The sequence below is a fragment of the Actinospica acidithermotolerans genome (assembly GCF_018139625.1).
GTDB classification, from domain to species: Bacteria; Actinomycetota; Actinomycetes; order Streptomycetales; family Catenulisporaceae; genus Actinospica; species Actinospica acidithermotolerans.
Genome location: NZ_JAGSOH010000217.1, coordinates 1 through 5,211 on the forward strand (window position 1 = coordinate 1; position 5,211 = coordinate 5,211).

7 protein-coding genes are annotated in these 5,211 nt (G+C 70.3%); 4 read left to right on the forward strand and 3 right to left on the reverse strand.

What is annotated here, in order from left to right:
• From KDK95_RS38445 to KDK95_RS33865, 3 genes are all read right to left on the reverse strand, one after another.
• On the reverse strand, positions 1 to 423 hold a 423-nt coding region (locus KDK95_RS38445; protein ID WP_212522456.1), incomplete at its 3' end, for a 2-oxoglutarate dehydrogenase E1 subunit family protein.
• A 221-nt stretch (positions 424 to 644) separates the two neighbouring features.
• Positions 645 to 1,715, reverse strand: coding sequence for a sensor histidine kinase (locus tag KDK95_RS33860; protein ID WP_212522451.1), 1,071 nt, complete (start codon positions 1,713 to 1,715; stop codon positions 645 to 647).
• Positions 1,712 to 2,473, reverse strand: coding sequence for a response regulator transcription factor (locus tag KDK95_RS33865; RefSeq protein WP_212522452.1), 762 nt, complete (start codon positions 2,471 to 2,473; stop codon positions 1,712 to 1,714). The genes KDK95_RS33860 and KDK95_RS33865 overlap by 4 nt, the downstream gene beginning before the upstream one ends.
• Before the next feature lie 108 nt (positions 2,474 to 2,581).
• On the opposite strand from KDK95_RS33865, the gene pgi reads away from it, so the two are divergent.
• From pgi to KDK95_RS33885, 4 genes are all read left to right on the forward strand, one after another.
• A complete protein-coding gene (gene pgi / locus KDK95_RS33870; protein ID WP_212522453.1) occupies positions 2,582 to 4,228 on the forward strand; it encodes a glucose-6-phosphate isomerase in 1,647 nt (548 codons plus the stop codon).
• A gap of 57 nt (positions 4,229 to 4,285) precedes the next feature.
• Positions 4,286 to 4,558: a type II toxin-antitoxin system Phd/YefM family antitoxin gene (locus KDK95_RS33875; RefSeq protein ID WP_212522454.1), complete on the forward strand. Its 273-nt coding sequence runs from the start codon at positions 4,286 to 4,288 to the stop codon at positions 4,556 to 4,558.
• The gene (locus KDK95_RS33880; protein WP_212522455.1) at positions 4,551 to 4,964 is read left to right on the forward strand and encodes a type II toxin-antitoxin system VapC family toxin; all 414 of its coding nucleotides are present in this window, start codon (positions 4,551 to 4,553) and stop codon (positions 4,962 to 4,964) included. The genes KDK95_RS33875 and KDK95_RS33880 overlap by 8 nt, the downstream gene beginning before the upstream one ends.
• 22 nt (positions 4,965 to 4,986) lie before the next feature.
• Positions 4,987 to 5,211 (forward strand): hypothetical protein (locus KDK95_RS33885; protein ID WP_372463428.1); only part of this gene is annotated, 225 nt, incomplete at its 3' end.

The following is a 5,211-nucleotide window of genomic DNA, read 5'->3' on the forward strand; positions in this document are numbered from 1 at the left end:
GGCCTGCGCGGGCACGCCGGCGGGGGTGGCGCCGTTGGAGGAGGCCGGCTGGTAGTCGTTGAAGAAATCCCACCAGGCCTTGTCGACCGACTCCGGGTCGTGCAAATACTGCTGGTAGATCTCGTCGACCAGCCATTCGTTGGGTCCGAACTGGGCCAACTCACCCGGAGGAGTCTCGCCGCCTGCCGGGGCCGGGGTTGACTGAGACGTCGTCGGTGTGGACTGTGGCGACACGGCGGTTTCCGCCCTCTTCCGCTTCGTAGATCCGCGTGGGGACTGCTCAACTGCCCGGTAGAAAGGCCGGGAGCCGAGGGATCCGCGAGCGGGCCCGAGCGGTTCCTCCTCACAGCGGGCAGCGGTGCTCAGGCTACGCTCTTTTCGCCGCGATTCGCAGTTCGCACCGGCCAACGCGACGAGAGTCACACTAACTCGGGACCTGAACCACCCTTACTGAGCATAATGCGGTAGCCCGAGATGACTATTCCGACGTGGATGCACTCGGCGCGGGATCGGCGGGCAGTTCAAGCCGGATGAGCGCCCCCCGGATCGAGCGGGCACAGGGCATGACCTCGATCGTTCCGCCGTGCGGGGCACAGGGCATGACCTCGATCGTTCCGCCGTGCAGGGCCACCGCCCAGCGGGCCCTACTGCTCGGGAGCGGCAGGGGCCGGATCGGCGGGCAGTTCTAGCCGGATGAGCGCCCCTCTGACCGACGGCATGACCTCGATCGTTCCGCCGTGCAGGGCCACCGCCCAGCGGGCGATCGCGAGGCCGAGGCCGGTTCCGCCACCCGGCTCGGTCTGGCCGGCGGCGCCGCGGGTGAAGCGCTCGAAGACGCGGGTGCGCTCGGGCTCGGGGATGCCCGGGCCCTCGTCGGCGACCTCGATGCGGAGCATGTTCTCGTGCGTGCGCAGGGCCGAGACCTGGACCAGCCCGTCGGCCGGGGAGTGCTTCGCGGCGTTGTCCACCAGGTTGGCCACGACCTGGTGCAGCCGTCCGGCGTCGGCGCGGGCGACGAGGGTGGGCGGGCGCACGTCGAGCCGGTAGCGAACGGGGCGCCCGGCGGTCTGCGCCTGCCGCACCACCTCGGCCAGGAAGGGCTCGACGGCGAAGTCGGAGACGTCCAGCGGCACGGCGCCGGCCTCGAGCCGGGAGAGGTCGAGCAGCTCCTCGACCAGCAGCCCGAGCCGCTCCGTCTGCGCGAGCGCGGCCTTCACCGCGGCGCCGTCCGGCTCGGTGACGCCGTCCACGACGTTCTCCAGCACCGCGCGCAGCGCCGAGATCGGGGTGCGCAGCTCGTGCGAGACGTTGGCGATCAGTTCGCGGCGCGCGCGGTCGGCGGCCTCGAGGTCCGCGGCCATCTGGTTGAAGACGATAGCCAGACGGCCCACTTCGTCCCGGGAGGTGGCGCGCACTCGTCTGGAGTAGTCGCCGTGCGCCATCGAGGAGGCGGCCGCGGCCATCGAGCGCAGCGGCGCGATCATCCCGTGCGCCAGGATCTGGACGACGATCAGCGACGCGACGACGGCGACCGTGACCACGTAGCGCGCCTCGATGCCGAGCGAGACCCCGACCGCGGAGAACACGGCCGAGACGATGACCGAGGTCGCGACGAGCACGCCGAGCTTGATGCGCAGGGAGGAGAGCCGGTCGAGCGGCTGCAGTTCGCGCAGCTCGCGCAGCCGGGGTACGCGGTCGGAGCGCCGGGGGGTCACGGTGAGGCCGCCTCGGGCCCGGTCTCCAGCGCGTAGCCCACGCCGTGCACGGTGCGGATCCGCTCCGCGCCGATCTTCTTACGCAACGCCTTGACATGAGAGTCGACGGTCCGGGTGCCGGAGGCGTCGGCCCAGTCCCAGACCTCGGCGAGCAGCGCCTGCCGGGAGACCACCTGGCCGGGCCGCCGGGCCAGGCTGAGCAGCAGGTCGAACTCGATCGGCGTCAGGTGCACCTCGGCGCCGTCCGCGCGCACCCGGCGCCTGGCCCGGTCCACGGTGAGCGGATGGCCCGGCGAGCCCAGCTCCAGCGGCAGGCCCGGGTCGGGTCCGTCGCCGTTGCCGTTGCTCTTGAGCGCCTGCGCGCGCACCAGGTCCACCCGGCGTAGCAGGGCCGTGATCCGGGCGATCAGCTCCCGCATGGAAAAGGGCTTGGTCAGATAGTCGTCGGCGCCCGCGCCGAGCCCGGCGAGCAGGTCCGACTCGGCGTCCCTGGCGGTGAGCATCAGCACCGGCAGCGGCTGCTCGGCCTGGATCCGGCGGCAGACCTCGAGCCCGTCGAAGCCCGGCAGCATCACGTCCAGCACCAGCGCGTCCGGCTTCTCGGCGCGCGCGGCCTCTATCGCGGCGGGCCCGGTCGCGGCGTACGCGGTCTCGAAGCCCGCCGCGTTCAGCCGGGCGAGCACGGCGTCGGCCAGCGTCGGTTCGTCCTCGACCACGAGGATCTTGCGGCGCGGCGGCTCGGGCGATGGCTGGCTCATGGTCAGCAAGCGTACGCGCGGCGGCGCGCGACCCCTGGTGCCCGGGCCGGTGTTAGGTTTTTCTCGAAGCCGGAACCGACTGATGGCATAGGCCGAGGAGCCGTCGACATGACGCAGCAGTTGACAGAGACCGCGCAGTGGCAGGCGCTTTCCAAGCACCGTGAGGCCTTCGGGGACACCCACCTCCGCGAGCTTTTCGCGACCGACCCGCAGCGCGCCGGGCGCTACACCCTGAACGTCGGCGACCTCAGCGTCGACTTCTCCAAGCAGCTGATCACGGACGAGACCCTCAGCCTGCTGCTGGAGCTCGCGCAGGCGCGCGGGGTCGAGCCGCTGCGCGACGCGATGTTCGCGGGCGAGAAGATCAACGTGACCGAGGACCGGGCCGTGCTGCACGTGGCGCTGCGCGCGCCGCGCGGGGCGTCCATCGAGGTCGACGGCGAGAACGTGGTCCCCGGCGTGCACGAGGTGCTCGACCGGATGGGCGTGTTCGCCGAGAAGGTGCGCTCGGGCGAGTGGAAGGGCGCGACCGGCGAGCGCATCCGGAACGTCGTCAACATCGGCATCGGCGGCTCCGACCTGGGCCCGGCGATGGCGTACGAGGCGCTCAAGGAGTACTCGCGGCGCGACCTGACCTTCCGCTTCGTCTCCAACGTGGACGGCGCGGACCTGTACGAGGCCACCCGCGACCTGGCCGCGGCCGAGACGCTGTTCGTCATCTCCTCGAAGACGTTCACGACCGTCGAGACCATCACCAACGCCACCTCGGCCAAGCAGTGGGTCCTCGAAGCGCTCGGCGGCGACGAATCCGCGGTCGCCAAGCACTTCGTGGCCGTCTCGACGAACGCCGCCGAGGTCTCGAAGTTCGGCATCGACACCGAGAACATGTTCGGGTTCTGGGACTGGGTCGGCGGCCGCTACTCCTTCGACTCGGCCATCGGCCTGTCGCTGATGATCGCCATCGGTCCCGAGCGCTTCGGCGAGATGCTCGCCGGCTTCCACACCGTCGACGAGCACTTCAGGAACACCCCGCTCGCCCAGAACGTCCCGGCGCTGCTCGGCCTGCTCGGCGTCTGGTACGGCTCCTTCTTCGACGCCCAGACGCACGCGGTGCTCCCCTACTCGCACTACCTGTCCAGGTTCTCCGCGTACCTGCAGCAGCTGGACATGGAGTCCAACGGCAAGTCCGTGCAGCGCGACGGCGAGCCGGTGGCCTGGCAGACCGGCCCGATCGTCTGGGGCACCCCGGGCACCAACGGCCAGCACGCCTACTACCAGCTGATCCACCAGGGCACGAAGATCATCCCGGCCGACTTCATCGGCTTCGCCGAACCGGTCACCGCCGCCGCCGACCCGCGCGGCGCCCACCACGACATGCTCACCGCGAACTTCCTCGCGCAGACCGAGGCCCTCGCCTTCGGCAAGACGAAGGAGGAGGTCGAGGCCGAGGGCACCGCGGCGCCGATCGTGCCGCACCGCGTCTTCAAGGGCAACCACCCGACCACCACGATCCTCGCCCCCAAGCTCACCCCGTCGGTGCTCGGCCAGCTCGTCGCCCTCTACGAGCACAAGGTCTTCACCCAGGGCGCGATCTGGAACATCAACTCCTTCGACCAGTGGGGCGTCGAGCTCGGCAAGGTCCTGGCGAAGAAGATCGAGCCGGAGCTGACCGCGGACGGCACGCCGCTCCCGGACGCCCACGACTCCTCCACCAACGCGCTGGTGGCGAAGTACCGCGAGCTGCGCGGGCGGTAGGGCGTAGCACAAAGTCTTGCACGTAGCACGGCCAGCCGGTCGTGCTACGGTGCATTCATGGGTCGCACCATTACACAGCGCGAACTGCGCAACGAGAGCGCCGCCGTGATGGACGCGGTCGAGAACGGTGAGACCATCACGATCACGCGCAACGGCGTCCCCACCGCCGAACTGCGGCCCCTTACGGGTCGACGCCGCAGGGGGGTGCGCACGGACGAGTTGAAGCGCCTGTTCGCAGGTCACCCGCGCGTGGACTACGCGGCGATGCGTGCCGACATCGAAGAGTTCTTCGGAGACGACGACGGAATCCGCGACGAGGACTATGAGTGAGCGCAAGCCGATCGGGCTGCTTGACACGCGCACGCTGATCGACATCGAAGACATCCCCGATGAGCGGCTGCCGATCGTCTCCGAGGTCTGTGCGATCTCCATGGCCGAGCTGATGATGGGCGTCCATATGGCCAGGGACGCCGCTGACCGGTCAGCGCGTATCACGAAGCTGCTCACCGTGGGCGCAAACTTCGACCCGTTGCCGTTCGGGGACAAGGCCACGAACTCCTTCAACGCCCTAGTCGGGCTGACCGTCGCGATCGGCCGCAACCCGAAGCCACGCAAGAACGACCTGATGATCGCCGCGACCGCGGTGGCGAACGGGCTGCCGCTGTACACGGCGAACATCGACGAATTCAAGGGCCTCGAGAGCATGCTCGAAGTCGTCGAGGTGCGGCGGCGCTGATTCGGTCTGAGACAATGGGGCAATGACCGAGCCGCGCCGCACCTCCTCCTCGTCTGAGCCCCGCAAGCCCGCCTCCTCCCAGGCAGGGCGCAACGCGGCGCGCAACGCGCGGGGGCGCAAGGCCGAGGAGCTGGAGATCGCGGAGCGGCGCAAGCGGCAGTCGATCGCGAAGGCGGAGCGGCGCACGACGTCGGAGCGGGTGCGCTCGGCGGAGCCGGCGCCGACGGCCGCGGGGCGGGCGCCGGAG

Bases quoted from the DNA above. Each gene is read 5' to 3' on its own strand.
- KDK95_RS33880 (WP_212522455.1), top strand. From the start codon at position 4,551: ATGAGTGAGCGCAAGCCGATCGGGCTGCTTGACACGCGCACGCTGATC.
- KDK95_RS33875 (WP_212522454.1), top strand. From the start codon at position 4,286: ATGGGTCGCACCATTACACAGCGCGAACTGCGCAACGAGAGCGCCGCC.
- pgi (WP_212522453.1), top strand. From the start codon at position 2,582: ATGACGCAGCAGTTGACAGAGACCGCGCAGTGGCAGGCGCTTTCCAAG.
- KDK95_RS33865 (WP_212522452.1), bottom strand. From the start codon at position 2,473: ATGAGCCAGCCATCGCCCGAGCCGCCGCGCCGCAAGATCCTCGTGGTC.